We start from the raw sequence: 26,386 nt of genomic DNA on the forward strand, positions 1-26,386 counted from the left end.
AATGAGTTAAGTGAATTTTGATTTTAGGGATAAGTTTATCAGACACTTTAGACTCAAATTCGGGTAAAAATTAGAGTTGGTGTAAGACTTTCGAATATCGAAAGTCTTACTTAAAGCGATTATTCTTGGGAGTCCCTATTTCTTTGGGATATCTTTGACTTTTAGACTCAAACCTTCGCTGGAAATCTCCCCCCCTTATGATACCATGTACAGAATTTATATGTGATATGATGCCCCACGGTGTTCATATCTAAACAGCAACAGGTCATTTTTCATATTTTTGTTCCATATCAGCTTCAAATGTGAACAAGATCACGCAGGTGAATAGCAAGTTTGCTGGATGAAACGTGCAAAGGTAGATTGTGATGAGTACCGGAGAGAACAAACAGCACGTACCGATCTTCGTTGGCTCGACCTTCGAGGATATGAAGGACTACCGACGTGCGGTGCGAGATGCCTTGACCCAACTGGAGACGATTATCAGGGGTATGGAGTACTTCGGTTCCAAGCCTGGGACACCGGTTGACGAATGCCTTGCAGTGGTCGCGTCTTGTCAGGTCTATATCGGTATCTTCGGAATGCGATATGGTAGCGTTCCTGACGGACACGACTTGTCCATGACGCATCTCGAATATGAAGAGGCCCAACGTTGCGAGCTCCCGTCGCTTATCTACATCCTTGATGAGAACACTCAACCGATTCTGCCCAAGTTCGTGGAGACAGGTCCCGGTGCAGAAGCGCTGCTCCGTTTGAAGGACCAACTCAAGAGGCGGCACCTTGTTGCGTCCTTCACGACGCATAGCGATCTCGCCACGAAGATCCTCCATGACGTACCTGAGGTGCTCAGGAAAATAGGCGCCGCCGTCAAAGGGGAGCTTCCAGACACAGAGCCTGCGGATGCGGTAGAAGTCTTGCGCAAGTTCAAGCTTTTGCCAAAGATGATGAAGGGGAGGGATGTCGTCGTGGACTTCACAATCGATCGGTTTTGGTCGGTTAGTCCGAATGAATGCGATGCTCTTGGCCTTGAGGCAGGCGCAACGATTCGAGATCACGTCACACTCTTCAACGGTGAGTGGGTATATATGTACGCGGAGAATGAGATTGCCCAGAAGCTGATCTGTCTCCCGAAGGGATCGCGAGCTCGTGTCCAGGGTGCAATGGTATTCGGTGTTACAAAAGAAGTCGAATGGGGAGAAGATGGTCCGATCACAACGAACGAGGAACACAGTGGTGTTTGCGTAAAGGCGATCCTGGAATTAACGCCGCCGGCTGCCGAGGGAGCCAGCTAACAATGGTATGCACGATTTAATCAACGTTTGTGAGAAGCTTACTTACAGATCAACATTCGGAACGGAGCCAGCGACAAAGTACCTGCGCACCCAAAGCAGATAGTGTATCACTCGCAACTTATTTCGCATCTGTTCAATGAGTTTGGGTCGTCGTTCAGAATTCCGCTTTTCTTGATTCGAGTCATTCAACCTAATTTCTTTGTTCATCGCAACTTCCTCAATTGTCTCTTGACAGCTCCTCTCTCGTTAAACAAAATTCCACTAGACATCCCTTTAAATGGATTATGCTGAAACAATTTCAGTCTAATTCAAGTTAGATTCCCAAGGATCGGTTCATGGCAAAGAAAAAGGCAACTCGACGACGTCGTTCGCAATCAAAGTCTGCTTCGTCGGTCGCCTCGCCAAGCTCAAGAGAAACTGCAATTGCAGACACAATTGCTCGCGCAACGCCAATCATCCGCGCTTGGGCAGTTCGTGATGAGAATGCCTACAAACAGGCCAAAGAAAACGTAGCGGCTGCAATTCTATCAAATTCGCATCCATCAGCAACACTTCTCGAGCGTGTCCTACTACTGGCGAGCATTCGCCTGAGTGTTCAGGGACTTCCTGGCTACGCTACACTCGACTTTGATCACCTTTTCCAGATCGACCGGGCGGCAGAGCAAATCACGACCTATATTGATGATTCATCGCAGCAGCGTCCGCTCAATTTCGTAATGCTCGCTTCTCCAGGAAGTGGAAAATCCCACTTCATAAACTGTCTTGCCAGCTCTCTGGCATATACTGGTATTCGGCCTATTGTTTTCAACATGGCAAGTCTACAGAGAAACGAAGACCTGATACCACCGCTGGAGTCTGCTCGAAACCTAAAAGTCGAGGACCACATCCCCTTGCTGTTTCTCGATGAATTTGACAGTTCACCCACAAACTTTCCGCTGTTATTGCCGTTGTTGTGGGATGGTGCCCTAAACATTGGGCAAAGGGAACTTAAACTTGGAAAGGTTATAATTGTTATGGCAGGAAGTGATCCTTCGATTCCCGCCACCATGCAACACGCAAGGAGCATGCGCGCCGAGATTCCTTTGATGGATGGCCAGAGTCCAAAACTGGTTGATCTGTTTTCAAGAATAAATGGCGGTGTTCTCAACATCCCGACGTTTTACGATCGCTCAGAAGGTGTAGATCGAAGGCCTGACAAGCTCTGTATTGCTATGCAACTTCTGAGGCACAGATTTGGTCGCCAGCTAAAGTACGTATCCTCTGGTCTCCTCCGGTTCATTGCCGCAGCACACTTTCGGTATAGTGTTCGCAGTATTGCTCATCTCATAGATCAAATCCCCCAAAAGGAATCTCCTGAGACCCTATTCGCGAAAGATTGCGAACTTCCACCTTCTAACGTGGAAACGCTCAAGAACTCTAGCTTGGCATATCATCTGATCCACGAGGACCAAGCCTACGGCATTGCCCAGCTCTGGAAAGAAGCATTTTCTCGCGAATCAATAGTTCCAATTCATTCCAATGTCATTACTCGTTATGGTACACCAACTGGGCCAATTCCAGACGAGTTCGCCGACTTCATTGTGCGTCAAATGCTCGAAGAAATTGGAAATGATCCGGCGAACCCGTTTAAAGCAAACTAATCAAGCGTTGCACGCGAGCGGGTGTCAGCGCGTGTTGTGAAATCAACGTCGTCTCGAAGTGCTTTAATAACTAGGATTGTCACATCTACTCATGCGTTTAAGCGAACACCCTGTAATACCACCGTTTTAAGACACTCCCAATCCACTTGACGAATCAGATTCAAAAACTAAACTAACCCCACACTGAACCGCATGCGGTTATTTCCTGGGAAGTAATCAGGATTCTCTGAATCAGAAAATCTGGCGGCGTTCGGGGTGGTCATTACGGCCACCCCGAACACCTCCAGATTTTTTAATGCGCGGGTGAAAGTGAAATGACCAAAGAGGAAGCAGAGCGAATATCGAAGTCGATCAAAGGTTCCAGGAACCTTAATTTCAGCTTACCCCTCCCAGGAGTGCGGCCAGCTTTGACTGAAATCGGGGCAGGTGCTGTTTTGGGCGGATGTTTGAATTGACGACGTAGTTTGCAAACATCAGCAGGCGGGCGATGACGAAGCTGTCGAGTTGCTTCGATGATGCGAGCGGCCAGTCGAGTGCTTCCTCATAGCCTCGTCGAAAGGCATCGAGCAACGTCCCAAAGTCATCGCGGAACCTTATGTGATACATGGCCGTGCCGATGTCCTGTTCGGGGAATCCCCAGGTAATGTCTTCAAAGTCGTACAAGCCCAGGCGCTGGTGATGGACCTTGATGTTGCAGGGATGCAGGTCGTTGTGGATGACGGTTGGCTTTCCGTTTTTCCAAAGTCGTTGAATTGCTCGCTGAGCACGTCTCGTCCCTGTGCGAAACAATTCCTGACGTCTCTTGGGAAGCAGCTTTCGATCGCGTCGGGACAAAATCGTTTCTTCGTCCCAGTAGTAGACGCGATCATTGGTCAGAATCTGAAATCCATTTCGCGGTCGGAACGATTGAGACGCCTTATGGAGCTCGGCAGCACAACGTCCCAGACAGTGATAGGAACGTGCGGTTGGCGCGTTCTCCAGGTGGCGGCCGGTGAGCCAATGGGTGAGCGCAAGATGTGCTGGCTCCGGAAGCCAGCAACTGTGGATTTGGGTTATCAACTTTCCGCGGCTATTGGCCAAAGGAGATTCGACTCGTAAATCGGTGTGCTGAGAAAGATATTCGAGAAACTGTACTTCTCCGTACATTTGCGAGAGCACATGCTGTTGGGGGTTCTGGAATTTTGCTGCGTAGCTGCAAGCGTTCGTGTCCACTCGAAACACGGGCCTGGAACCGTCAGAGACGAGGCGGACGGACTTCACATGGATGGGGTAGTCTGCAAGCGCATCCCCAAGAGCCCTGCGGTATCTGCCAAGCTGCCCGCGTTTCGTAAGCGATTGAAACTCTCGCATTGTCGTTCCTTGTGCCATTTCTCGACCTCGCCTGCCCGACAGCCACGATGATAAGACAGGAGATAAAAGGGGGCAGGACTGAATGGCACCTTCTATACCCGCCAAGTGATCTTTTACCCTTACCATACGCCCGGAATCAGCTTGTACCGAACCCTCATAGCGTATTCCTTGTACCCGTTCAATTCTTCCTGCAACGTCTGGTCCTCCCACTGTGTCCGCACGATCAACACCATTGAGGCCAAACCTGCAGGAATCAATGCCCACAAAGAACCCAACGACAGTGCCATGCCAATGGCATGAAGAATTCCCCCGACATAACCGGGATGTCGGGCGATGGCATAGGGGCCGGTGTCGATCACCGAATGCCCCCGATCCGTTTGAATCCGCACGGTGACTTCAAAAAACTTGTTCACGCTTTCGGCCCAAGTGACGATTCCAATCCCGGCAAGCAGCAAAGCGTAGCCGACACCGCAAACCCACCACGGGACCGGGAACCAGTGGAATCGGCTATCATCCAGAGCCGCCACGAGTAAGACGGCCGCCATTGCTGGAAAGTAAAAGCTGAGCAGAATCTTGTCCCAGCCTTTTGTGCCTTCGTGGAAGCGACTTCTGGCAACGATGACTTCCGGATTCACACGTTGCAGAACAAGAAATACGGCTGAAATGACGCCCAGCAGAATGAGGACGAACAGCCAGCCTTTCGGCCACGCCCATGTGCCAGCAGGCAGGAACAGAAACAGGGCAATGAATACAGGCAGGCCCAATAGTCCCAGAATCACTCGGCGGCGATTGATTCCATGTGGTGGTTTGTCCGAGCCGCTGGCAGCAGTCATGAATCGTTTCTCATTTCTCGCAGATGTCGAGCAATCGCTTGTTTCAGGATGAACGAAATCAGCCAGAGAACCGGCTTTGCCATCATCGATTTAGCATAGATCGCATTGAGTCCTACGTCAATGTCGTGTTGCCGGTTGTCGGACATATTCCCGGCGACCATTGGCCCAGCAATAAACTGATCCAACTCTGTGATTTTCAGGTACGGCCTGGCTGTGAACGCAAGCCGATAAAGCTTCAATTGATCATAGGCAGAAACCCTTTTATACTTAGAGAGAATCAAATTCTGTCTATCGATCGTCAAGCGTCAAGACAGTGCTTACCTCTTCACTTGGAATCACCGAATGAATCGCATCGCCTCTGTTTGTGTAACTGCATTACTCATCTGCCTGCATTCTTCCGCATCACTTAAAGCCGATGGCTTTGTGGCGCCAATTTTGGGTGAATCCTGGTTCATCGTTGCAGACACTCCGACGCTCGCCGTCTTTCAAGGCCAACTGCGCAAGAGCGGATACCAATACCAGGCTGCATCCGCAAATGGATTCAATATCTCTGCCTTCGTAGAGCAACCTGCAAATAAATCTATAACGCACACGGGTTGTTTTGAGCATTACTGGCCCAAGATGAAACGCAATCCTTTGATCGACGTCGATTCCGTTGAAATAATGAAGGGCGATCATTTCGTTAAAGTGTCATACGACTTCAAGAACATTCCGGCTAAGGCGCCAAAGCACCACGTTAACTACTATATGGCTTACAGTCAGCGTTGGATCGACATTCATATCTCTATGGTTTCTGATTTGCCCCGTGAGCAGATACTTGAAGATTTCGAAAAATCGCTTCAATTTCGTTCGTTCATTCCGCCACGAAAAGAAGATACAGCTAAATCATCACGACCAGAGTAGACGCATATCAGAGCCGGGAACCGGAGCACTCATTTACGTGGCAACTGAATTTCAAGTCTTCCGTTCGTACCCAGTTACTACGGCAGGCATTACTCTTGCCCTCGTTCGATATAATCAATTGTTTTCTCAAAGATGCTATTAAACAACCGTTTTAAGACACTCACAATACGCATGACGAATCTGATTCAAAAACAGCTTGAAAACAGCAAATGGAAAACCGAAAGTTCAATATTGCGTGTTTGATCTCGACGATCTTAATGGTCTGCACGGTTATGCTTTGCCTGGCTAAACCTGTACTGAATCCATGGAAGCATCGCGTGTCGTTCGGACACGATTTTCATGTTAGTGTCTGGGATTGTCGGATTGCCTTTTTCAACGATGCAGAGTACGGCCCTTACCGTGGAAGCCTGATTAAAATAGACAACGAACCAAAGTTTGACCGTGAAATCTATTGGGGTGATTCCTGGGGCATTTACTACCGATACTTTCGCTGGCAGGATGGAACGACCCTTTGGACGTTGATGGTGAGTCTGTTATATCCATTTTTGCTGTTCATAATACTGCCAGCCGTTTGGTTCAGACGTCGAATACACTCATAAGATCAGCAGGTCAGAATATTACATGCTGAAATAAACAAACTAACGTTCCAGAAATAAACCGGGTTGTCTGATTTGTGTAGTGACTCTCAGATCAATCGGTTATGGTATAGGTAATGAACTACCTTCTCTTCTCTCTGAGGTCGTTGATGAGCATCGAAAAGAGCCAACCAGAAACCACAACCAAAGCACGGCCTCGCAAAAGGCGGGTGCTCCGCTGGCTTATCGTATTCGCAATCGCTGGCTGTTTTCTGTATCTGTTTCCTGTGATCAGCGAAACCTATTTCAAATGTGCCATCTGTGGTATGAGACATACGGAGCAACGAGTCATTGGTGCCGGTTTTCTGATTTCTGCCTGGGAACGCCCTACCCCCAGCAGTGACTGGTATCAGGCTAACATCGAACCAGAGCATGAACATGTCTGGGTGCGTGGTGGTTATGCGGAAGGGAAAAACTGTCTTGGAGTGCCAATCGCAATGTGGCAATTGAGCTCGCTGGTCACTGGTCCTTATAGCTGGCTACCTCTGTCTCGCGACAAGCAAATGATAATCTATCAGAAGAGTCCTGATCCACAACAGGCGCGTGCGATGTTTTTGCAGCTTGCGCACAACGAGCCCTATGGCTCAAAGGCTTATGAAAAACAACAGGAAACCATTAGAAAACTGGACGAGTGGATGAAAACCGGTATGAAAGCCCCGTGGCCGTTTGAGAAATTTCCATAATTAGAGCGAACCTGTTCGCCCTCTGCGTGTCGTCAGCGTATCATCATCCGTCTCGAGTCACGGCTCTCTCTTCTCAATCACTCATCAGGAACTCACATGAATCGAATTGTTCGCGAATACCGGGCTGAAGATCTGGACGCTGTCTTAGCGGCCTGGGAAAATGCGACCCGGCTGGCCCATCCGTTTATGACAGAGGAATTTCTCGATCAGGAACGCGATAATATCCCCAATCTGTATCTGCCCAATGCAGAAACCTGGGTGATCGAGCAGGAGGGACAGGTCATCGGCTTCATTGCCTTACTGGGGAATGAAGTCGGTGCGATTTTTGTTGAACCGGAATTTCATGACACGGGTGCCGGGAAAGCATTGATGGACAAGGCACAGGAATTACGCGGCGATCTGGAAGTCGAAGTCTTTGAAGCCAACAGTATTGGACGCAATTTTTATCAGCGTTACGGTTTTACGCCGTTATCGGAGTCCATTCATGAACCTACGGGGAACCCGTTAATCAGAATGCAGTTTACGGCTTAATTTCCTTCCGGTCGTGTTTCTTTTTTCAATTCGTCTTTGTAAAAGAAATACTGTACGATGTGTGTTTTAATACGGACTGAGTAAGAACCGGGGCTAACGCCCTTCGGCTAATAGGTCATTCCGTTTGGGAAATCGTCAACAAAGTGATTGAATCAACACAACCTGGCACTCAGTCACATTTAATCAATCAGGAACACCATCCATGCCCGCACATGAAAAAATGAACTACGTCGAATTCCCGTCCAACGATCTGGCGGCCACGAAAGCCTTCTTTGAAGCCGCCTTCGGCTGGTCGTTCACTGACTATGGTCCCGAGTATACCGCGTTCTCGGACGAAGGACTGGACGGCGGCTTTTTCAAAGCGAACCTGTGCTCTACCACCGCAAGCGGCGGGGCACTCATCGTGTTCTATAGTGAGCGACTGGAAGAGACTCTGGCGAAAGTGGAAGCAGCCGGCGGAACCATTATCAGACCGATCTTCTCCTTTCCCGGCGGCAGACGCTTTCAGTTCACCGAACCAGCGGGGAATGAATTTGGCGTCTGGTCTGACCCCGAGTAAGAACATTCCAGCGTGAGTGAAATCCCTCAACCCTTTGCGAACAGTGCAGTCAGCATAACCAGTATATTTCCACTCTCACCCTTTCGATTTCCTTTGAAAATCTGAACAGATTCCTGCGCGTACACTTTCGTAAGCTACTTTTCACGCAGATCGTCGGGCTGTTTGGTTACAGCTTCGAAGTTGTCGCGAAAAGGCGTTCGCTCATTAAACTAGTCTTTTTCAAGCATCAAATCACGAGTGAAACGAAAGGTTACGACATGAACTGGTACCTGGCAGTCATCAACAAATATGCAGATTTCAGTGGACGGGCACGCAGAAAAGAATACTGGATGTTCTTTCTGTTTAATATCATTGTTTCCTTTGTAGTCGGTCTGGTCGGCGGACTCATCGGTGGCAAGAACGGCCTGTTTGCCCTGAGCCTGCCTGCTCTTTATACGCTGTTTATCTTTTTACCCAGTCTGGCGGTTACCGTTCGACGTCTGCATGATACCAACCGTAGTGGCTGGTGGGTGCTGATCTCTCTGGTCCCGTTTGTCGGTGCTCTGATCCTGTTTGTCTTTACCATTCTGGACAGTGATCCAGAATCGAACAATTACGGACCGAATCCGAAACTGGCTGCTGAACCTGAACTCAGCTTTTCTCAGTCAGCTCAGCCCCATAATTCGTAATCATGAATCCATGAGGCGCAGAGCATTCATTTACGGGATGAGTCTGCGCCTCTTCTGATTCGATTTTCGAAAGCGATCATCATGCACTGGTATCTGACAGTCTTGAAAAAGTATGCCGTCCTGGATGGCCGTGCCCGTCGGATGGAGTATTGGATGTTTACTCTGCTCGACACGCTCTTTGCGATCCTGGTTTGCATACTCGGAACCGCGGTCGGCTCGATGATGAGTGGTCCGGGCGAGATTTCCTTTCTGGGATTCTGGCTGTTACTGATTTACATGTTTCTCGTTTTGATGCCCAAACTGTCTGTGACGGTCCGTCGTCTGCATGATACCGGCCGAAGTGCCCTCTGGCTGTTTGCCGGACTGATTCCAGCAATCGGTGCCTTGATCACGATTATCCTGATGGTTCTGGACGGCGATGCGGGCGAAAACGAATATGGCCCTGATCCGAAAACGGTCCCGCTGACCTAACCCGTTGACCTGTAGCGACAAAGCCCTACCCGCTTTCCAGCAGCAACATTTGCGCGCTGCGGTCCCACCACCTCAGGCTGGAACCAGTTGCTTCCGCCTGGCAGAAATTCTGCTCCGAATTCATGTAAAATTATTCATGTCGGCGCTGTGCAAACCCCTGTCTCCACGGTATATATCCTCCTGAAATGATTCTTGTAACAAACGAGGTGCTCTGTGAACTAAACACTGTCTGGAGGTCAGCCCTGTCGTCATGGGTTGTCGCTTCAACATTCCTTTCGTGTATTCGCCCGTTTTCGGGTTAGGAAACAAACTATGATACACCCCAAAACCGAGCTCAAATTCATCAGCAACGAAATCGGCTACGGCGTCGTCGCCACCGAATTCATCCCCGCCGGCTCCATTACCTGGGTCCTCGATAAACTGGACCGCGAGTTCAGCGCCCTCGAATTTCAGTCGATGGAAGAGATCTATCAGCAGATCCTCGACACTTATTCCTTCCGAAACAACCAGGGAAATCTGGTCCTCTGCTGGGACAACGGCCGCTACGTCAACCACAGCTTTCATTCGAACTGCCTGACCACTGCGTACGACTTTGAAATTGCCATCCGGGACATTCACCCCGGCGAACAGCTGACCGACGATTACGGCTATCTGAATATCCCCACCCCCTTCCGCGGCATTGACGAAGGGACCCGCCGCAAAATCGTCTATCCCGACGACCTGGCGAAATACTACAAGGTGTGGGACAAGAAACTGCTGAAGGTATTTCATCGCATCCCCCATCTGGAGCAGCCGCTCCAGGAATTGCTCAGCGAAGAGATGTGGAACGAAATTCTGGAAATCTCGAAAGGCAACCGGGAAATGCAATCGATTCTGACGAACTATTATCAAGAAGCAGAACCGACGCCTCCCCGCAGAAACGGGAACGGCGTCTTGACTTAACGATATCGCACGGTCATTTCCTACTTGCAGTTCTGAATTCCAGCCTGGTATCATGGAGCCTTAGATCTGCCGATGGAATTCTTGAAGTCGAACGAATTTCCTTCGCCAGTCAGCGCGTTTGACATTTGTGTGCTGACAGCTCCAGTTGGATCCGGCTGAAGCATCCTCCTTCCTTCCGCGTTCAAGAAAGGGTACAGAGATGGCTGCTCCGAAAGTGAATTTACCGCAGAATTATTTAAAGTGGCTCGATTCGATTCTCGATGGCTCCTATGCGAATCACAACGATCGGGAATGGGGCATCACCGATCGGCAGGACCTGCTTGAACCGTTCGAACTCAACGAAGGAGACGTCGCGCCGTACATTGAACAGGCCCGACTCTATGCCGAGATGATCGAATACGTCACCGGCGAAACGACCACCGTTGATGATGAAGACAATGAAATTCCTTATGACCGCATCAAAACCTGGTTGACCATCGCGGAAGGGGATGAAGACCTGCTCTGTGTCGACCCGAATGACGGCTATTCCGTCTGGATCTTTGCTCCCAATGAAGGGGGATATGTCGAAAAAGTGTGTGACTCCCTCGACCAGTTTCTAGAGGAATTGGAAGTGGTTTAATCAGATGAATGGAACCACTGATAAAAAACAGTGGTCGCGTAAAAAAATCGTCAAAGATATCGTTCTAACTCTACTGATTTATCTTGCGATCTATGTCGGCGTCTATCTCTATCTCACCTGGAATGGTGGCTATTATTTTAACCAGTCGGGACAAGTCCGCTATCGGAGTCATGGACTGGCGACATCAGATATTGTGATTTGGACGCCCCAAGGCTGCTGGTTTCAGTACAAGTTCAAAAACATCAAAGGAGAATATGTCAGCCGGGGCAACGAGCTGGGTTACCTGTTTGCCCCGTTGATCATGATCGATCGAAAATGGTTTCACCCTACGAAAATCTGAATTGAGCCTGAAATACCGGGGGGGGAAACCGAGTAGTTCCCGCTCTGAATTAAATCCAGAAAAAACCGATTTCATTTTTTTTCAGAATTGCCGCTTGACAAAAACAGACAGGTCTGTATATTTTAAGTATGAGCAAAACACAAAGACCATCCAGTGCCCGTAAACGAATCCTCGAAACAGCCGAACGGTTGTTTTATGCAGAGGGGATTCGCGCGGTGGGCATTGACCGGGTGATCGCCGAGGCGGGGGTTGCCAAGATGACGTTGTACAACCATTTCTCCTCCAAGGACGAACTGATTCTGGAGGTGTTGAAGTATCGCGAAGAACAGTTTGATCTGTTTATGAAGCAACGGATGATGGAGCATCAGTCCCGGGGGCTGGATTCGCTCAAAGCATTTTTCGCAGGCCTGAAAGACTGGTTTGAGTGCCCGGATTACCGGGGTTGTTCCTTTATCAATGCCACTGCAGAGCTAGCCGATCCACGGCATGCCGCGTCGGTCTTTTGCACCGAACACAAACGACGATTTCGAGACCAGTTAACGGAGATCATTATTGAAGCAGAAGGACCAAAGGCCGCCGTGGTCGCCCCCGCGATATCTGTCCTGGTCGAAGGGGCCATTGTTACCTCAGTCAGTGAAGGAAATTCCGAAGCAGCACAGATTGCCGAAGAAGCAGCTTACATGCTGATTGCCAAAGCGAAACGGAAGTAGAGTTTCTTTTTATTTTGCAGCAATCATACAGACCTGTCTGTATTTTTTGAGTTTCACTTTTTTACTACCCATTTTTGAAGGAGAACTACGATGCCACGTTTAACCGCCATTGCGCCTGAAGCAGCAGAAGGAAAATCGAAAACATTACTGGAGGGAGTCAAAGCACAACTGGGAATGGCCCCCAATCTGATGCAGACCATGGCCCACTCGCCAGCTGTACTGGACGCGTATCTGAAATTCAGCGGCACCTTAGCCGAAGGCGTGCTCTCGAATCAAAATCGGGAGCAGATTGCCTTAACAGTGGGTGAAGCGAATCAGTGTGGCTATTGTCTGGCCGCCCATGCAACGCTGGGCAAAATGGCTGGCCTGAACCCGGAGCAGATTACGGAGAATCGGGCCGGTACCGACGCCGATCCCTCCACCGCTGCCCTGTTGTCATTCTCTCGCAGGATTCTGGAAAAGAAAGGGTTTGTTTCCGATCAGGATGTGCAGGACGTGCGCGATGCCGGTCACGATGACGCCGCGATTGCGGAAGTTGTCGCGAATGTCGCGTTGAATATCTTCACGAATTATTTCAACCATGTGGCCGATACCGAAATCGATTTCCCTGAAGTCGAGCCGCTGAACGCTCAGGGCGCTGCGTGCTGCCATACGGAAGGTTCAACCTGTGCTTAATCATCGGCAGACGATTGCCTGACTGATGCGAGGTCTCCTCTAAAGACAGTCAGACGAATTTGTTCTGTTGCGAATGCCGGGGCTTGTGGTGTGATCCACCAGTCCCGGCTTTTTTTCAGTCCGTTAAAGAGAAACCAGACATGAATCGACCTGCAAGCGATATTGCTTTTACTTCATCCGTAAAAGCGATCCAATCCAGCAAAGGATCACGTTCACAGTATAGCAGAATGGAACAAGGGTCTGGCTGGCAGACAAAAGTGACACCTGACCTGGCTGTCTTTCTATCGGATCGGGATATGTTTTATCTGGGTACGGCCAACCAGTCCGGGCAGCCTTACATTCAATACCGGGGCGGCAATCCAGGTTTTCTCAAAGTTCTCGACGAAACCACACTGGGATTTGCGGATTTTGCCGGCAATCGACAATTTATCAGCCTGGGTAATCTGGCTGAAAACTCACAGGCGTTCCTGTTTCTGATGGATTATCTCAATCGCCGCCGAGTTAAAATCTGGGGCAGTGCCCGCGTGATCGAAGACGACCCGGAACTGATTAAGCAGGTCCGAGATACCACCTACTCTGCGCGCGTTGAACGTGCCATTCTGTTTTCAATAGAAGCCTGGGATATGAACTGCCCACAGCATATCCATCCGCGGCTGCCTCAAAAGGAAGTGTTGCCACTGATTCACTCATTGCAGGAGGAAAATCGTCTGTTAAAAGAAAAAATGGCCAGGTTCGAGAAAGGCATTGAACCTGGCCATTGAGGAAAGCAGTCCCCCTGTCCCTACTGCTTCCTATTGATCAGAATCCGTTGTTACTTCCGTTGCCAGACCCGGAGTTCGTTCCGACGCCGTTCTGAGGTGTCCCCGAGATAACATCATAGCCTGCACCTGAGTTTTGTGTGGCTGAGTTATTCGAGAAGGTCGCCGTGTTTCCACCACTGAAGATGTCAATTTCGAAGCCGTTACCTGAGTTACTCTGTGCACTGTTTTCGGTAATCATGCCACCTTGGATCGGGCTCGTGAAATCAAAGCCGTTAAATGCATTTCCAATCGAGGTGTTGTTACGCAATACGCCGCTGACGAAATTATCATCAAAGTCAAAGCCATCTTCCAGGTTGCCTGTCGCCGTGTTATTTACGATTCTGCCGCCATTGATATCTTCAAAGTCGAAGCCATCGTCGTCGTTGGCAATCGCCGTATTCTCACTAATCATGGCACCTGCTAAAACGGTCCCTTCAAATTTGATCCCGTTGACGCCGTTGTGCGCTGCACTGTTCTGCGTGAATGTCATGTTGGAGACATCGTCCGCAAACCAGAAACCGTTGTAGCGGTTCTGATTGGCAATATTGCCTGAGAAGGTTCCACCGGTGACGTCATTATCGAAATAAAACCCGTCATCATTTCGTACCGCCACATTATTCGAGATCGTCCCCCCGGTGATATCATCGAAGAAAGCAATCCCGGCGTAAGCATTATCTTCAGCCCGGTTACCCCTGAAGGTCCCCCCGGTCATCCCATCCATATTAAACCCGAAGTTTCCGTTATGTCGGGCGATATTATTCGAGAAGACGCCCCCTGTAATATCGTCGTCAAAGTAGAACCCGTCTTCGCCATTATGCTGTGCAATATTACGTGTGAAAGTTCCCCCGTTAAATGTATCGAAGTCAAACCCATCATAGACATTATGCTCTGCCAGGTTGTCGCGGATGATACCGCCACTGACCGTCACGAGATAATATCCATATTTGTTACCGCGAGCGATATTACCCGTGATGCTTCCCCCGGTGAAGTTTTCGATTTCCAGGCCGTCGTTATCCGTCGGTAGTCCATTATCGACAAATGTGTTCCCTGTGATATTTCCGTTGGTATTGCCATCCAGATGCACCCCGTCCTCAAATGCACTCGTAATGGTATTGCAGGCAATCGTGAACCCGTTCAGATTATTCCCGTAGATCCCGTTTTTACCGCCGATGATATCCATCCCGACAATGCTGGAATTATCCGCCATGGTGAAGACGTCACTTGCAGGATTAGCACCAATGACGGTTGGCTGTGAACCATAACTAAAGCTGGTAACCGCACCGGAATTACAACCGACTACGTTGACGCTCTTGCCGCCTGCCAGCGCTAACTGTCCATTATTGAAGACAAATCCGGTGCCGGTTGAAATCGTTCCTGCACTTCCGTCAAACAGAACGACACTGTCTGTCCCCGCACCATTAAAGACCGCTTCCGCATTCACCGTATTGGCATCAATGATCGTAATGTCATTCAGCATCTGTCCGGTCAATTGCAATTTGGTATGCTCTTCCGGCCCCCTGGCCTGATTGAGCACAATATCGATATCACGTACAATCGGATTCACCATCCGCCGCTGGAAACGCGTCAGCTTCTGGCTGTCTCCATTTCCGGGCAACGGAATACGAACCGTTAACAATCCCGTTCCCTGAGAGCCATGCACATCGTCGTGCTGAAACTGACCTGCCAATACCACACGCGATCCATTGCCCAAGAAGGGAAGATCGAACATTCGAAATTCGACCCGGGCGCGAGGACCGGCAATTTCTTTGAAGCCGGGTGCCGAATTGTCAAAATAATAGCCGCCAACATATCCGCGTAATTCAGCATCCACATTCATGTTATCAAATGTTTTCAGCAGTCGGCCCACTTCAAAATCGGTCCCCCAGTAGGCACGTTCCTCACCCGCCCGCATCACAATGTTATTACCGCTGAGGTAGGCGGTACTGAGCGAGTCGACGCGTTTCTGCTTCAGATTGGGAACATAGCCGTTAACGCGAAAGTCCCATTCGATGCTGAGTAACTCCAAACCAAAGCTTCCCTGCTTGAAGATATTATTGTACTCACTGCGACGAACATCATAGAATCCGTAAGCGCCCGCGATCCACTGATCATCGATCATCCGACGGTATGCGAGACCGAAGTTTCCTTCAGCCGAGGAATTATCAAAGATGTTTCCTCGCAAGTCGGCGAAGAACAGGCTCTCTTCATCCTGAGCCAGGGGCACAAACAGCAGTCCCTGTCCGGCATCATTCACACCACCTGCCATTCCCGAAAAGTCGAAATAGGCACGATAGAGATCAGCATCCTCTTCAAACCATTCCGGGTCTTGAGCGGAAGATTGTGCTGTGACTATAAAGCAAAATAGCCAGCAGGTTAAGAGGCTCAGTAGAGACGGAGAACGCAGAAATCGGGCAAGCATGAAATACACGTCTGTTTCTAGTATGAGTTAGAAGACAAGAGAACTTATTTACAATGCAGGCCACCCGTAACTTCGACAAAAAGGAGGTGTTTCCTCTACGTCCAGTCACAACAGCTATACACAAATACAAAATTGGTTAATCACTGTTATAGTCAGTCAAAACAGGTAGACTGGGTATCAATCTCAGCAGCAGACACCATTTGAAACCGTCAGAATTTGAGCGTCAGCCCCCTCGCTTTTGGAATTTAGTTCGATGACCGCACCAGCTCTCAGCCTCAGCGAAATTGAAATCCGTGTTTGCGATATCACATCCGAAGTTCTGGGAATGCCTCGAGCAGAAATTTCACCCGACAGTCGACTGCTTGAAGATCTCAAGTGTGACAGCCTGGACTACGTCGAATTGATGATGGAACTGGAAGAACATTTCAACGTTGCCCTCCCCTCCGAAACCTCTGATCCAGTACATAAATCCATTTTCACCCGTCAGCCGTTTCGAATCTCTGATCTCGCTGAACTGGTTTATGTGTATCTGAAACGGAATCTCCCCCGCAGCAGTCAACATTTTCGTCAACCACAGACTAACGCTCAGGCTGCCAAGCTCATCCCTTTCTCACAACTGGATGGTATTTGGAAGAAGTCCAGCCGCTTTGTATCCGGGTTGTTTGAGAAGCTGGAAACCACAGAATCAGTTACGCTGTACCGCCGTCAAACCGATGGGATGCGATGCCTGCAACTTCCGGCTGCAGAAGTAGAGATAGGCAGTGATTTGACTGAAGCGGTTGCGGATGAACGGCCTCTGCATATCGTTGAGCTGGATTCGTTTTTGGTCGACGCCGAACCAGTCTCGACAACCGCATATTGCCGGTTCCTGAATTCGGTGGGTGAAGTGCCTGATCAATTTCTTACCGACTGGTTCATGCTCAACACAGATGATGATCGCGACATCCACATGCTGATTCATCGGAATCAAAGTGAATGGCGGCCCCTGCCCGGCTGTGAAACCTGGCCGATGATTCTGGTGTCCTGGTATGGTGCGAACGCCTATTCTCTATGGGCCAACGACCGCCTGTGGACCAGTTATCTGGATGATTCTGACGAAACCCCGGGAAGCTGCCTGCCAACAGAAGCGCAATGGGAATATGCGGCCCGAGGTTCGAAATCGTGCCCTTTTCCCTGGGGAGAGGCTAAGCCTGAGCCCGTCAGACTCCGAGCTGGCCTGCATCGGCAGAAAGTCAACTACCGTGCTCAGACACTGCCACTGGCACCGGTGAATATGCAACTAGGAATGTCTCCCTTTGGCCTGCATCATATGGCCGGCAATGTCTGGCAGTGGTGCCGTGACTGGTATGATGCAGACTTTTATCAGACTTTGGAAGCAACTCATCAAAACCCCTTAAACCGTACCACGACACTGGTCCGTAGTGAGCGAGGCGGAAGCTGGGTTGGCCCCGCCTCACTCTGCCGCAGTTCCTACCGGAGAGGACGTCCGCCGCTGGCACGCGGGCGTTGTCTCGGTTTTCGCTGCGTCAGTTCCGTCAAAGATCTGAGTTAACTACAACACGTGGTGACTCGCGATAGATAAACGCCAGCAGCAGCCCCGCTAATGTGAATTGAATTGCCAGGTAAGCCGTTTCCAGACCGAACCAGAGAGACAGTGGCTCAATCTTCTGCTTGGCAGCGGCTGCGAGCACGTGCATGGTCCAATGATAAATGCCCATGACCAGCGCGATGGTGATGGCCCCTTTAACGAACGACAGTCCGCCGCACAGAAACGGATACAACAACGATAGAATCGCCCCTTGTATGAAAATCGCGGCGAAGCCGAAAGCGATGATCGGTTCTTCTCGACTGAAGTACCCCAGCCTGTCATAGGTAGCTTTAAATAGAACCAGATGCCAGACAATCGCCAGCGGAAATGTGATCGCCGCGTATCCCAGTGTCCCGAGTACGATCTTTTTATAGTTCAACATGGTTTTCCTCGAAACGAGCGTGTGATTCTTCTTTATCTTTAAGTAAACGACTCATGCAAAAGATCCAGTGCGCCACTCCAACCACCCAGATGACGCTCTTTGATATCTGGTTTCGTGAATCGTTCGTGTGTCAGCACGAGTTCGGTGCCTCCATTCTGTTCCAGAAACTCGACCGTGACCTGTGTTTCGATCCCTGCATGCTCGTTCGGTTCTTCCCAGATCCAGGAATAGACGAGCCTATGCGGGGGAGTGACTTCCAGAAATTCGCCAGTTAAGACATCAACAATGCCCTCTGGAGATTCGAAGGCAACGCGATATTGTCCGCCGACATGCAAATCAACTTCGATCAATTGATGGGTAAATTCTTGACTCGGTCGAAACCAGCGCCGCATGGATTCCGGGTTTGTCCAAACCTGAAAGACAACTTCCGGCGACGACGCATAGGTTCGACGTAAAACCAGTTTCTCCTCAGAAGATTCTGCAACCATCGTTTCTCCCAACTGTTTGAACTTGACAATTTGACTCACCTCGATTTAATATAGCCATATGGCTATACATTATCAACACCAGCTCGACAGAACTTTTCACGCTTTAGGAGACGGCACACGCCGGAAGATGCTGTCGCTGCTGGCCAAGCGGGGCGAAGTGACCGCCAGTGATCTGGGAGCACCATTCGAGATCGCACAGCCTACTGTCTCTAAGCATATCCGCGTGCTGGAGCAGGCAGGTTTGATCTCACGCCGCGTGGAGGGGCGAGTCCACCGCTTTCAACTGCAGATCAAGCCATTCAATGAAGCACAGAAATGGATTTCGAAACACCGGGAATTCTGGGAAGGATCGCTGGACGCTCTGGGCGACCTGCTGGAGGAGATGTCTGCAGACGAGGAAAGTTGAAACGGCAGGCCCCTCAATCGAAATCATTTTTGTATAGAAAGAGAACTACAATGGCAGTGAAGACTAAAAAAATTCAAGGCCGCCGTAGCGTGCATTATAATTCATTGGATGATCTGCTGGCTGATGCAGAACAGATGGCAAACAGCAACGTGCATACCATCGGAAACTGGTCTCTGGGGCAGATTCTCATGCATCTTGCTATCTCTCAGAACGCCTCAATTGACGGATTTGGTTTTTGCTTTCCCGCACCGATGCGTCTGATTGTGCGTTTATTCATGAAACGGAAATTCCTGAGCAAAGGCATTCCCCCCGGCCTCAATGCTCCGGCCAGAATGACTCCTGAGGAAACCTCCATCGAAGAGGGACTGGCAGCGCTAGAAGCTGCAATCAAACGCCAGCAACTAGAAGCCCGCAACGCGGATCACCCGGCTTTCGGTATGCTCTCCCCCGAAGAATGGGACCGGTTCCACCTGCGGCATGCCGAGATGCACATGAGCTTTGTGGTTCCCGATTAAGAAATGATTCATACTTCGTCAGCGAACCTGTCTTCGTTTCCGGTGTCTTCTTTTGCAAACCACTCTATTCTCTGCCCACGGGAGGTGTGTGATGCGACACAACGAATTCGACGAAATACCGTTTTTTTGAAACGATGAGCAAACGCCGCAAAGGGTTTCCGTCAGAAACCCAGGTCAAGCGGGGTACGCGGATTGTACATGGCGTCAAGTTGCTGGAAGAGAAACTGGGCCGCAATGATTTGTGCCCCTGTGGTTCCGGCAGGCGATTCAAAAAGTGTTGCCTCCAGCGGGGCTGCTTTTGACGGCGTCAACCGTGATCACTTTTTTCAGAGAATAAACAGCACACATACAACGTTCTGAATCTGTGTGTGTTTTTTCAGACTTTGAGTTCTCATGTCAGTAGCGATCTGCCAGAATCAACACAGATGTTCTGTGTATCCTGATGCTGCTGAATCGGAAACATCCCCTTCACTTTTGTTAAAGAGAGTCCGGACCGATGGGCCGTTCCCACGATCAATTTGTAAAATATCCACGGACACCTCATCTGTTCGGCTCTACGGGGACCGCTGATGATAAACGTCTCGGTGCGCAGGAATCGGAACGGTTTATTGCCGATCCGTCTTTAATCGTCGAAGAAAAAATTGATGGCACCAATGTCGGTCTCCATTTTTCCCAAAGCGGCGAACTGGTTCTGCAATGCCGCGGCCACCTGATTAATGAAGGCATGCATCCGCAATACGATCTGTTCAAACAATGGGCCGTCGTCAAACGCTCTGATCTGGAACGTATGCTGGAAGACCGGTTCATTCTGTTTGGTGAATGGGTCTACGCCCGGCATTCGATTCACTATCGTAGCTTGCCGCACTACTTTTTTGAATTTGATATCTATGACAAAATCCAGCAGGTCTTCCTGAGCCTGCCACGTCGGCTTGAGTTATTGGCAGGCACCGGCATTGAAACCGTGCCCGTAATCCATCAAGGCGCGATTACCAGAAAAACACTGGAAACGCTGATTGGAGACTCCGCATTTGACAGTGCGTTTGAAAATCCGATGACGAACAGGACAGATAGCCTGATGGAAGGAGTCTATCTGAGAACGGAAACAACGAAAGCCGTGACCGGCAGAGCCAAATTTGTTCGGCCGGAATTTGTAGAGAAAATCAAACAGAGCAGCCACTGGCAGCATCAGGTGATGGTGCCGAACCTGCTTTCCCAACAAGCGGATATCTGGTCATGAACTGGGATACCCTTTCACAATCCAATCTTGAAACAATCCTGCACTGGGCCGAAGATCAGCCCTGGTCTCAGGCGATGTCCCAGTGCGTGCAAGATGCAGACTGGCATGCGGAAGGGGATGTCTGGACGCATACGAAAATGGTCTGCCGTCAACTGATTGAACTAAACGAATGGGGAGACTTGTCGCTTCAGGAACAAACGGTTCTGATCTTCACCGCCCTGCTCCATGATGCTGCAAAACCGCTGACTTCACAGACCGACCCTGATACCGGCCGTATTCGTTCTCCCAAACATGCTGTCAAAGGGGAACATCTCGCACGTAGCATTCTGCGTGAACTGGACTGCGACCTGGAAACCCGCGAAACCATCTGCCGTCTGGTCCGTTTTCATGGCCGACCGGCGTTTCTGCTGGAAAAATCGAAGCCGGAACATGAAATCATTTCGCTTTCATGGCTGGTGAATCATCGACTGCTGTATCTGTTCGCGCTGGCTGACACGCGCGGTCGTTCGACCGATTCAATGAGTCGTCCCGAGGAACACCTGCGTTTCTGGAAAATGATCGCGGAAGAACTGGACTGTTTCGAACAACCGTATCCGTTTGCCAACGATCAGGCCCGGTTCCTGTTTTACCGCAGTTCAGAACCCAACCTGCATTACATTCCCCATGAAGACTATACCTGTACCGTCGCCATGCTGGCGGGACTGCCCGGCAGTGGAAAAGATACCTGGCTGGCGCAGCATCGTGCGAATCTTCCAGTCGTTTCGCTGGATGAAGTCCGCGGAGAACTGGAGATTCACCCTACAGAGAATCAGGGGGAAGTCGCCCAAGTGGCTCAGGAGCGCTGCCGTGAATTTTTGCGTGAGAAAACATCATTCGCGTATAACGCCACCAACCTCTCGCGCCCGACGCGCCAACGGTGGATTAATCTGTTTGCCGATTACGGTGCCCGCATCGAAATCGTCTATCTGGAACCGCCGCTGAAGACGATTCTAAAACAGAATCAGCAACGAACGAAGGTGGTACCGGAAAAAGTGATCCAGCAACTTGCACAACGCTGCGAACCTCCCACCAGCACGGAAGCTCATTCGCTTGTGTACTCAAGAAGTTGAATAAAAATGAGCTTAAACAGACATGATTCCCCCAAAGCAATACAAATACGTTGGACCAGCCGAGATAAAAGATCGTGCCCTGAAAGCACCCGTCACCCCACCCATCTCGACTCAACCGGAATTAAATCAACGGTTGAAGGAACTTGATTTTGAATCTCTTCATAATCAACCGCTGATTGTAACCTTTGTCATTGCCACTTTCGGCGGACTGAAACTTACTGATCGCCACAATGAGCATGTTGTCTGCGCATCGGGGCACAATGTTTTGAGCGCAGGAGAAATGGGCTTTGCATACCAAGATAAAAACTGTGTCATTGAAAACATCACGAATCAGTCCACCGGGTATTGCCCTGAACCAGAATCCTGGCATGCCGTTGATTCCGCTCTGGATCAAATCGGAATTGAACATCCTGAATATTTTGAACCAGCGTTTGATTTTCGTCGCTGTACTCAATGCGGGCAGACAAATTTAATCAAAGACAACTGGTTTATTTGTGCCGTCTGCGAAGGCGAATTGCCAAAAGACTGGAATTTTGACTAATAAGGATCACTTTACGTGTTATTATCGATCACAGCCAACCATACTCCTGCGACCGATCTGGGATATCTGCTGCACAAACACCCCGATCGCCTGCAGAGCTTCGACCTGAGCTTCGGGCAAGCGCATCTGTTTTACCCTGAAGTCACAGAGGATCGTTGTACGGCATCTCTGCTGCTGGACGTGGATCCGGTGGGTATGGTCCGTGGCAAGGGACGCAAGCAATCGTTTCTACTCGATCAGTATGTGAATGACCGACCTTACGTTGCCTCCTCATTTATGAGCGTTGCGATTTCCCAGGTCCTGAGATCGGCCCTCAATGGCCGCTGTAACCATCGACCGGAACTGGTTGAGACTCCCCTGCGTCTGACGTCTGAAATCAACGTGCTGCCCGTGCGTGGTGGCGAGGAATTCATTCGCGCTGTCTTCGAACCCTTGGGGTATGACGTCAGTACTCAAACATATCCCCTGGATGAACTCTTCCCGGAATGGGGCGAGAGTCCCTGTTTTTCGGTCAGACTGGAAGGAACCAAAGCGGTCGCCGAACTACTGAATCACTTGTATGTGCTGATTCCAGTGTTTGACAATCGGAAACATTATTTTGTAGGCAGCGATGAACTGGAAAAACTACTCGCAAGAGGCGCGGGCTGGTTAGCCGATCATCCACTGAAAGAACAGATCAGCCGCCGCTATCTGAAATTCAAGCCAAGTCTGTATCGCAGTGCGCTGGCCCGACTGGTTGAAGAAGCGCAGACAGACGATCTCGAAGCGGAAGAAATGGACGATGCACTGGAAGAAGATCTCCCGGAAAAAACAACCAGCCTGAATCAGCAACGGCACGGCAGTGTACTCGCGGCACTCCGCGCCAGTGGGGCGCGAAGTGTCCTCGACCTGGGCTGCGGTGAAGGAAAGCTACTGCGTGAACTGATGACAGATCGTCAGTTCGAACAGATTGTCGGACTGGATGTCTCAGTACGTTCGCTGGAAATTGCCACGAAACGGCTCAAGCTGAAACAACTTCCTGAACGGCAGGCCAATCGAGTCAAACTGCTTCACGGCTCTTTGACTTATCGCGACCGCCGATTGGAAGGTTTCGATGCTGCGGCGCTGGTCGAAGTGATCGAGCATCTTGATCCCCCTCGACTGGCGGCTCTGGAACGAATGCTGTTTGAATTTGCCCGACCGAAAACCATTGTACTGACCACCCCCAACCGTGAATACAACGTGATGTGGGAGTCGCTACCGGGAGGGCAGGTCCGTCACTCCGACCACCGGTTTGAATGGACGCGTGCTGAATTTCAGAATTGGGCAGAACAAATTGCAGACAGTTTTGGTTACACAGTTCGGTTTCTGTCAGTCGGTCCCGAAGACAAAGAAGTAGGCGCACCGACACAGATGGGAATTTTTGAACGCCTGGAAGAAGGTTAAAATGAAAATCTCGATTCCGAATTTATCACTTGTCGTTTTAGTTGGTCCGAGTGGATCAGGCAAGAGCACGTTTGCGCGGAAACACTTTCTGCCAACCGAGGTCATCTCCTCAGATTTCTGCCGGGGTATGATCTGCGATGACGAAAACGATCAGAGTATCACTAAAGAAGCGTTTGACCTGCTGCATACGATTGCCGCCAAACGACTGGCGTTGGGGAAACTGACCGTCGTTGATGCGACCAACGTACAGAAAGAAGCGCGACAGCCTCTGGTGCAGTTAGCCAGACAATATCACTGCCTGCCGGTTGCCATTGTATTGAACACGCCTGAAAAGATCTGCCAGGCACGCAATCAAAGTCGACCGGACCGCGCCTTCGGGCCGCATGTGGTACGAAATCAGAAATCCCAACTGAAACGATCATTGAAACATCTCCGACGAGAAGGGTTTCGCTATGTTTTTGAGATGAAGACGATCGAAGATGTTGAAGCGGCCAAAGTGGAACGGGTTCCGCTCTGGAATAACCGGCGTGAAGAATGTGGCCCGTTCGATATCATTGGTGATATTCATGGCTGCGGTGATGAACTGGAAGCATTGCTGGCGCAACTCGGTTACGAATTGAAAACCGTCGACGAACCAGACCCGCTCTGGGGGGCTGACTATTTTACCCATCCGGAAGGACGTAAAGCGGTCTTTCTGGGCGATCTAGTCGACCGGGGGCCGCGGTCGCTGGATGTCGTACGGATTGCGCGTAACATGGTTCAGCAGGGAACCGGATTATGTGTGCCCGGCAATCACGATATGAAACTGCTGCGCAAACTGAATGGTAAGAACGTGAACTTAAAACACGGAATGGCCGAGACCGTCGCTGAAATCGACGCCCTGCCCGCAGAGACTCAACAGCCGTTCTGCCAGGCGATGGCAGAATTTCTGCGCGGCCTGATCAGCCATTATGTGCTCGATCAGGGCAAACTGGTCGTGGCACATGCGGGGATGAAATCCGAACTGCAGGGACGAGGTTCCGGGAAAGTCCGCGAGTTTGCTCTGTATGGTGAAACAACAGGAGAAACAGACGAATTTGGTTTTCCCGTACGCTATAACTGGGCGGCAGAATACCGCGGTGATGCCCATGTCGTTTATGGTCATACGCCGGTTCCTGATCCACAATGGTTGAACCGGACAGTCAACATTGATACGGGCTGCGTCTTTGGAGGTTGTTTGACCGCGCTGCGCTATCCTGAAAAACAATTTGTCTCGGTACCTGCCGGCAAGATTTACTGTGAATATGCGAAACCCCTCTATACCGAGGCGGGGTCGAGTACACAGTCAGCACAACAGCAGCACGATGATCTGCTAGATGTGCAAGACGTCATCGGCAAGCGGATTGTCTCGACGCGACTACAACCCAATATCACAATTCGGGAAGAGAACGCGACCGCGGCGCTGGAAGTCATGAGTCGTTTCGCCGCCAATCCCAAATGGCTGATCTACCTTCCGCCCACGATGTCTCCTCCGGAAACATCGACTGAAGCGGGCTTACTGGAGCATCCGGCGGAAGCATTTTCGTATTTTCGCAGCCAGGGGATTCCCGAGGTGATCTGCGAAGAAAAGCACATGGGTTCGCGGGCCGTGATCGTGGTCTGTCGTGATCAGGAAACAGCGCGTAATCGGTTTGGTGTGATGGAAGAAGAACTCGGTATCGTTTACACACGAACCGGGCGGCGGTTTTTCAATCAGGAATCGCTGGAAGCAGAATTTCTGGAACGGCTGCGTCTGGCATTAAGTGCTGCCGACTTCTGGAATGAATTTCAGACGCCCTGGGCCTGCTTCGACTGTGAACTCATGCCCTGGTCGAGCAAAGCACAGGCGCTGTTGCAGTCACAATATGCTGCCGTCGGTGCTGCGGGGAACGCGGCGCTGCCGAAAGTCGTCGATGCACTCGCGCAAGCAACCGAGCGTCTACCTGCTGATGAACGTGCGCAGGCGGATGACGTCCTGGCGCGCTATCGCAGTCGTCAGACGACAATCGAGCAGTTTGTCACCGCGTATCGGCAGTATTGCTGGCCTGTGGAATCACTGAATGATCTGAAATTGGCCCCATTCCATCTGCTGGCAACCGAGGGGCGCGTTCACATCGATCAAAATCATCTGTGGCATATGCAGACTTTGGAACGCGTCTGCCAGCAGGATCCCGAACTGTTATTGGCGACAGTGTATCATAGTGTTGATCTGACTGATGCTGTCAGTACGCAGGCGGGAATTGACTGGTGGACCGAGTTGACAAATCAGGGTGGAGAAGGCATGGTTGTGAAACCACGGGAGTGGGTCCAGCGTGGAACACAGGGACTGGTACAGCCTGCGGTCAAGTGCCGGGGAAAAGAGTATCTGCGGATTATCTATGGCCCCGACTATGACGCTGCTGAGAACCTGTCCCGATTACGGAGCCGCAATGTAGGGCGAAAACGATCGCTGGCACAGCGGGAATTTGCGTTGGGCATTGAGGGATTGGAACGATTCGTGAACCGGGAACCATTAAGGCGGGTCCATGAATGTGTGTTCGGTGTACTCGCGCTGGAAAGTGAACCAGTCGATCCTCGACTTTAAAAATAGATCACTGGCACGACATGCCA

General features: G+C 50.4%; 29 protein-coding genes. 23 read left to right on the forward strand and 6 right to left on the reverse strand.

The features are described 5' to 3' along the window. Positions 1 to 365: 365 nt before the first annotated feature. On the forward strand, positions 366 to 1,289 hold the full coding sequence (locus Enr17x_RS20580) for a DUF4062 domain-containing protein (protein WP_145311584.1): 924 nt from the start codon (positions 366 to 368) through the stop codon (positions 1,287 to 1,289). Between the two features lie 335 nt (positions 1,290 to 1,624). After that, positions 1,625 to 2,929, forward strand: a complete 1,305-nt coding sequence (locus Enr17x_RS20585) for a P-loop NTPase fold protein (RefSeq protein WP_145311585.1) — start codon at positions 1,625 to 1,627, stop codon at positions 2,927 to 2,929. Between the two features lie 375 nt (positions 2,930 to 3,304). Here Enr17x_RS20585 and Enr17x_RS20590 read toward each other — a convergent pair whose 3' ends face one another. The 3 genes from Enr17x_RS20590 to Enr17x_RS20600 all read right to left on the reverse strand — a co-directional run bounded on the left by Enr17x_RS20590 (position 3,305) and on the right by Enr17x_RS20600 (position 5,297). Continuing rightward, positions 3,305 to 4,279, reverse strand: a complete 975-nt coding sequence (locus Enr17x_RS20590; protein WP_198000706.1) for a phosphotransferase enzyme family protein — start codon at positions 4,277 to 4,279, stop codon at positions 3,305 to 3,307. Between the two features lie 119 nt (positions 4,280 to 4,398). Beyond that, positions 4,399 to 5,112: a methyltransferase family protein gene (locus Enr17x_RS20595; protein WP_145311587.1), complete on the reverse strand. Its 714-nt coding sequence runs from the start codon at positions 5,110 to 5,112 to the stop codon at positions 4,399 to 4,401. After that, on the reverse strand, positions 5,109 to 5,297 hold the full coding sequence (locus Enr17x_RS20600; RefSeq protein WP_145311588.1) for a hypothetical protein: 189 nt from the start codon (positions 5,295 to 5,297) through the stop codon (positions 5,109 to 5,111). Before Enr17x_RS20600 ends, Enr17x_RS20595 begins: the two co-directional genes overlap by 4 nt. Positions 5,298 to 5,454: 157 nt before the next feature. On the opposite strand from Enr17x_RS20600, the gene Enr17x_RS20605 reads away from it, so the two are divergent. From Enr17x_RS20605 to Enr17x_RS20660, 12 genes are all read left to right on the forward strand, one after another. Next, positions 5,455 to 6,015, forward strand: a complete 561-nt coding sequence (locus tag Enr17x_RS20605; protein ID WP_145311589.1) for a hypothetical protein — start codon at positions 5,455 to 5,457, stop codon at positions 6,013 to 6,015. 712 nt (positions 6,016 to 6,727) lie between these two features. After that, positions 6,728 to 7,333, forward strand: coding sequence for a hypothetical protein (locus Enr17x_RS20610; RefSeq protein ID WP_145311590.1), 606 nt, complete (start codon positions 6,728 to 6,730; stop codon positions 7,331 to 7,333). 96 nt (positions 7,334 to 7,429) lie between these two features. Next, positions 7,430 to 7,864 (forward strand): GNAT family N-acetyltransferase, encoded by a 435-nt coding sequence (locus Enr17x_RS20615; protein WP_145311591.1) that lies wholly within the window; start codon positions 7,430 to 7,432, stop codon positions 7,862 to 7,864. Between the two features lie 202 nt (positions 7,865 to 8,066). After that, entirely contained in the window at positions 8,067 to 8,423 is a 357-nt protein-coding gene (locus tag Enr17x_RS20620) for a VOC family protein (RefSeq protein WP_145311592.1), read from the forward strand. A gap of 257 nt (positions 8,424 to 8,680) precedes the next feature. Next, on the forward strand, positions 8,681 to 9,091 hold the full coding sequence (locus tag Enr17x_RS20625) for a DUF805 domain-containing protein (protein WP_145311593.1): 411 nt from the start codon (positions 8,681 to 8,683) through the stop codon (positions 9,089 to 9,091). 81 nt (positions 9,092 to 9,172) lie between these two features. Further along, positions 9,173 to 9,562 (forward strand): DUF805 domain-containing protein, encoded by a 390-nt coding sequence (locus Enr17x_RS20630; protein WP_145311594.1) that lies wholly within the window; start codon positions 9,173 to 9,175, stop codon positions 9,560 to 9,562. Between the two features lie 312 nt (positions 9,563 to 9,874). Continuing rightward, on the forward strand, positions 9,875 to 10,504 hold the full coding sequence (locus Enr17x_RS20635; protein ID WP_145311595.1) for an SET domain-containing protein: 630 nt from the start codon (positions 9,875 to 9,877) through the stop codon (positions 10,502 to 10,504). A 199-nt stretch (positions 10,505 to 10,703) separates the two neighbouring features. Further along, on the forward strand, positions 10,704 to 11,123 hold the full coding sequence (locus Enr17x_RS20640) for an SMI1/KNR4 family protein (protein WP_145311596.1): 420 nt from the start codon (positions 10,704 to 10,706) through the stop codon (positions 11,121 to 11,123). A gap of 4 nt (positions 11,124 to 11,127) precedes the next feature. Then, positions 11,128 to 11,463, forward strand: a complete 336-nt coding sequence (locus Enr17x_RS20645; protein ID WP_145311597.1) for a hypothetical protein — start codon at positions 11,128 to 11,130, stop codon at positions 11,461 to 11,463. Positions 11,464 to 11,591: 128 nt separating this feature from the next. After that, positions 11,592 to 12,173: a TetR/AcrR family transcriptional regulator gene (locus tag Enr17x_RS20650; protein WP_145311598.1), complete on the forward strand. Its 582-nt coding sequence runs from the start codon at positions 11,592 to 11,594 to the stop codon at positions 12,171 to 12,173. Between the two features lie 90 nt (positions 12,174 to 12,263). Then, complete coding sequence (locus Enr17x_RS20655; RefSeq protein WP_145311599.1) at positions 12,264 to 12,848, forward strand: carboxymuconolactone decarboxylase family protein; 585 nt, start codon at positions 12,264 to 12,266, stop codon at positions 12,846 to 12,848. 140 nt (positions 12,849 to 12,988) lie between these two features. Beyond that, a complete protein-coding gene (locus Enr17x_RS20660; RefSeq protein WP_145311600.1) occupies positions 12,989 to 13,609 on the forward strand; it encodes a pyridoxamine 5'-phosphate oxidase family protein in 621 nt (206 codons plus the stop codon). Positions 13,610 to 13,646: 37 nt separating this feature from the next. On the opposite strand, the gene Enr17x_RS20665 is transcribed toward Enr17x_RS20660, so the two are convergent. Beyond that, positions 13,647 to 16,067 (reverse strand): right-handed parallel beta-helix repeat-containing protein, encoded by a 2,421-nt coding sequence (locus Enr17x_RS20665; RefSeq protein ID WP_145311601.1) that lies wholly within the window; start codon positions 16,065 to 16,067, stop codon positions 13,647 to 13,649. 253 nt (positions 16,068 to 16,320) lie between these two features. On the opposite strand from Enr17x_RS20665, the gene Enr17x_RS20670 reads away from it, so the two are divergent. Further along, positions 16,321 to 17,619 (forward strand): SUMF1/EgtB/PvdO family nonheme iron enzyme, encoded by a 1,299-nt coding sequence (locus tag Enr17x_RS20670; RefSeq protein WP_145311602.1) that lies wholly within the window; start codon positions 16,321 to 16,323, stop codon positions 17,617 to 17,619. Here the strand turns inward: Enr17x_RS20670 and Enr17x_RS20675 are convergent. Together Enr17x_RS20675 and Enr17x_RS20680 are read right to left on the reverse strand one after the other, a co-directional pair. Then, positions 17,603 to 18,037, reverse strand: coding sequence for a hypothetical protein (locus Enr17x_RS20675; protein ID WP_145311603.1), 435 nt, complete (start codon positions 18,035 to 18,037; stop codon positions 17,603 to 17,605). The genes Enr17x_RS20670 and Enr17x_RS20675 overlap by 17 nt on opposite strands. 38 nt (positions 18,038 to 18,075) lie before the next feature. Further along, positions 18,076 to 18,525, reverse strand: coding sequence for an SRPBCC family protein (locus tag Enr17x_RS20680; protein ID WP_145311604.1), 450 nt, complete (start codon positions 18,523 to 18,525; stop codon positions 18,076 to 18,078). Positions 18,526 to 18,583: 58 nt separating this feature from the next. Here Enr17x_RS20680 and Enr17x_RS20685 point away from each other — a divergent pair, with 58 nt between their 5' ends. From Enr17x_RS20685 to Enr17x_RS20720, 8 genes are all read left to right on the forward strand, one after another. After that, positions 18,584 to 18,931, forward strand: coding sequence for an ArsR/SmtB family transcription factor (locus Enr17x_RS20685; protein WP_145311605.1), 348 nt, complete (start codon positions 18,584 to 18,586; stop codon positions 18,929 to 18,931). A 50-nt stretch (positions 18,932 to 18,981) separates the two neighbouring features. Continuing rightward, positions 18,982 to 19,446: a DUF1569 domain-containing protein gene (locus tag Enr17x_RS20690; RefSeq protein ID WP_198000708.1), complete on the forward strand. Its 465-nt coding sequence runs from the start codon at positions 18,982 to 18,984 to the stop codon at positions 19,444 to 19,446. Positions 19,447 to 19,580: 134 nt separating this feature from the next. Next, on the forward strand, positions 19,581 to 19,748 hold the full coding sequence (locus Enr17x_RS20695; protein WP_145311607.1) for an SEC-C metal-binding domain-containing protein: 168 nt from the start codon (positions 19,581 to 19,583) through the stop codon (positions 19,746 to 19,748). 194 nt (positions 19,749 to 19,942) lie between these two features. Beyond that, positions 19,943 to 20,683, forward strand: a complete 741-nt coding sequence (locus Enr17x_RS20700; protein WP_145311608.1) for an RNA ligase family protein — start codon at positions 19,943 to 19,945, stop codon at positions 20,681 to 20,683. After that, the gene (locus Enr17x_RS20705) at positions 20,680 to 21,792 is read left to right on the forward strand and encodes an AAA family ATPase (protein ID WP_145311609.1); all 1,113 of its coding nucleotides are present in this window, start codon (positions 20,680 to 20,682) and stop codon (positions 21,790 to 21,792) included. The genes Enr17x_RS20700 and Enr17x_RS20705 overlap by 4 nt, the downstream gene beginning before the upstream one ends. A gap of 22 nt (positions 21,793 to 21,814) precedes the next feature. Then, on the forward strand, positions 21,815 to 22,333 hold the full coding sequence (locus Enr17x_RS20710) for a hypothetical protein (protein ID WP_145311610.1): 519 nt from the start codon (positions 21,815 to 21,817) through the stop codon (positions 22,331 to 22,333). 15 nt (positions 22,334 to 22,348) lie between these two features. After that, a complete protein-coding gene (locus tag Enr17x_RS20715) occupies positions 22,349 to 23,758 on the forward strand; it encodes a 3' terminal RNA ribose 2'-O-methyltransferase Hen1 (protein ID WP_145311611.1) in 1,410 nt (469 codons plus the stop codon). Between the two features lies 1 nt (position 23,759). Further along, positions 23,760 to 26,360 (forward strand): polynucleotide kinase-phosphatase, encoded by a 2,601-nt coding sequence (locus Enr17x_RS20720; protein WP_145311612.1) that lies wholly within the window; start codon positions 23,760 to 23,762, stop codon positions 26,358 to 26,360. Positions 26,361 to 26,386: the final 26 nt, after the last annotated feature.

This window comes from Gimesia fumaroli, assembly GCF_007754425.1.
In the GTDB taxonomy this organism is placed as follows: domain Bacteria; phylum Planctomycetota; class Planctomycetia; order Planctomycetales; family Planctomycetaceae; genus Gimesia; species Gimesia fumaroli.

Coding starts and splice junctions, on each gene's coding strand:
- Enr17x_RS20625 (WP_145311593.1), top strand. CDS start 8,681: ATGAACTGGTACCTGGCAGTCATCAACAAATATGCAGATTTCAGTGGA.
- Enr17x_RS20680 (WP_145311604.1), bottom strand. CDS start 18,525: ATGGTTGCAGAATCTTCTGAGGAGAAACTGGTTTTACGTCGAACCTAT.
- Enr17x_RS20655 (WP_145311599.1), top strand. CDS start 12,264: ATGCCACGTTTAACCGCCATTGCGCCTGAAGCAGCAGAAGGAAAATCG.
- Enr17x_RS20630 (WP_145311594.1), top strand. CDS start 9,173: ATGCACTGGTATCTGACAGTCTTGAAAAAGTATGCCGTCCTGGATGGC.
- Enr17x_RS20720 (WP_145311612.1), top strand. CDS start 23,760: ATGAAAATCTCGATTCCGAATTTATCACTTGTCGTTTTAGTTGGTCCG.
- Enr17x_RS20595 (WP_145311587.1), bottom strand. CDS start 5,112: ATGACTGCTGCCAGCGGCTCGGACAAACCACCACATGGAATCAATCGC.
- Enr17x_RS20710 (WP_145311610.1), top strand. CDS start 21,815: ATGATTCCCCCAAAGCAATACAAATACGTTGGACCAGCCGAGATAAAA.
- Enr17x_RS20685 (WP_145311605.1), top strand. CDS start 18,584: ATGGCTATACATTATCAACACCAGCTCGACAGAACTTTTCACGCTTTA.
- Enr17x_RS20585 (WP_145311585.1), top strand. CDS start 1,625: ATGGCAAAGAAAAAGGCAACTCGACGACGTCGTTCGCAATCAAAGTCT.
- Enr17x_RS20635 (WP_145311595.1), top strand. CDS start 9,875: ATGATACACCCCAAAACCGAGCTCAAATTCATCAGCAACGAAATCGGC.
- Enr17x_RS20605 (WP_145311589.1), top strand. CDS start 5,455: ATGAATCGCATCGCCTCTGTTTGTGTAACTGCATTACTCATCTGCCTG.
- Enr17x_RS20615 (WP_145311591.1), top strand. CDS start 7,430: ATGAATCGAATTGTTCGCGAATACCGGGCTGAAGATCTGGACGCTGTC.
- Enr17x_RS20640 (WP_145311596.1), top strand. CDS start 10,704: ATGGCTGCTCCGAAAGTGAATTTACCGCAGAATTATTTAAAGTGGCTC.
- Enr17x_RS20590 (WP_198000706.1), bottom strand. CDS start 4,279: ATGCGAGAGTTTCAATCGCTTACGAAACGCGGGCAGCTTGGCAGATAC.
- Enr17x_RS20675 (WP_145311603.1), bottom strand. CDS start 18,037: ATGTTGAACTATAAAAAGATCGTACTCGGGACACTGGGATACGCGGCG.
- Enr17x_RS20700 (WP_145311608.1), top strand. CDS start 19,943: ATGGGCCGTTCCCACGATCAATTTGTAAAATATCCACGGACACCTCAT.
- Enr17x_RS20695 (WP_145311607.1), top strand. CDS start 19,581: ATGAGCAAACGCCGCAAAGGGTTTCCGTCAGAAACCCAGGTCAAGCGG.
- Enr17x_RS20670 (WP_145311602.1), top strand. CDS start 16,321: ATGACCGCACCAGCTCTCAGCCTCAGCGAAATTGAAATCCGTGTTTGC.
- Enr17x_RS20650 (WP_145311598.1), top strand. CDS start 11,592: ATGAGCAAAACACAAAGACCATCCAGTGCCCGTAAACGAATCCTCGAA.
- Enr17x_RS20705 (WP_145311609.1), top strand. CDS start 20,680: ATGAACTGGGATACCCTTTCACAATCCAATCTTGAAACAATCCTGCAC.
- Enr17x_RS20610 (WP_145311590.1), top strand. CDS start 6,728: ATGAACTACCTTCTCTTCTCTCTGAGGTCGTTGATGAGCATCGAAAAG.
- Enr17x_RS20690 (WP_198000708.1), top strand. CDS start 18,982: ATGGCAGTGAAGACTAAAAAAATTCAAGGCCGCCGTAGCGTGCATTAT.
- Enr17x_RS20620 (WP_145311592.1), top strand. CDS start 8,067: ATGCCCGCACATGAAAAAATGAACTACGTCGAATTCCCGTCCAACGAT.
- Enr17x_RS20580 (WP_145311584.1), top strand. CDS start 366: ATGAGTACCGGAGAGAACAAACAGCACGTACCGATCTTCGTTGGCTCG.
- Enr17x_RS20660 (WP_145311600.1), top strand. CDS start 12,989: ATGAATCGACCTGCAAGCGATATTGCTTTTACTTCATCCGTAAAAGCG.
- Enr17x_RS20645 (WP_145311597.1), top strand. CDS start 11,128: ATGAATGGAACCACTGATAAAAAACAGTGGTCGCGTAAAAAAATCGTC.
- Enr17x_RS20665 (WP_145311601.1), bottom strand. CDS start 16,067: ATGCTTGCCCGATTTCTGCGTTCTCCGTCTCTACTGAGCCTCTTAACC.